This is a genomic window from Corallococcus sp. AB032C, from assembly GCF_003668935.1.
In the GTDB taxonomy this organism is placed as follows: Bacteria; Myxococcota; Myxococcia; order Myxococcales; family Myxococcaceae; genus Corallococcus; species Corallococcus exiguus.
In genome coordinates, this window is record NZ_RAWP01000268.1 from 1 (window position 1) to 473 (window position 473).

A 473-nucleotide genomic window follows, 5' to 3' on the forward strand; every position below is an offset into this window, starting at 1 on the left:
GTCAAGATCTGCGGCCTTTCCACGCCCGACACGGTCGATGCGGCGGTGCGCCACGGCGCCAGCCATGTCGGCTTCGTGTTCTTCCCGCCTTCCCCCCGCAACCTTTCGCCCGAACAGGCGGTGGGGCTGGCGCAGCGGCTTCCCGCGCATGTCCGCAGCGTCGGCGTCTACGTCGATCCCGAGCCCGCATTGGTCGAGCGCGCGATCGCCGCGGCACGGCTGTCCGCGATCCAGCTCCACCGAACCATGCCGGACAAGGCTGCGCACCTGCGCGACCGCTTCGGAGTGGAGACCTGGGCCGCCATCGCCGTGAAGACGCGCGCGGACCTGGACGCAGCGCAAGTATTCGCCGACGCCGCTGATCGCCTGGTCTATGACGCCAAAACCCCTGATGGCGCGGCGCTCCCCGGCGGCATGGGCCTACGCTTCGACTGGGCACTGCTCGATGGCGCGCGCCACCCCCTGCCCTGGGC

General features: G+C 70.8%; 1 protein-coding gene. It reads left to right on the top strand.

The window, feature by feature from the left end; genetic code table 11:
• On the top strand, positions 1-473 hold a 473-nt coding region (locus tag D7X99_RS42010), incomplete at both ends, for a phosphoribosylanthranilate isomerase (RefSeq protein WP_147476437.1).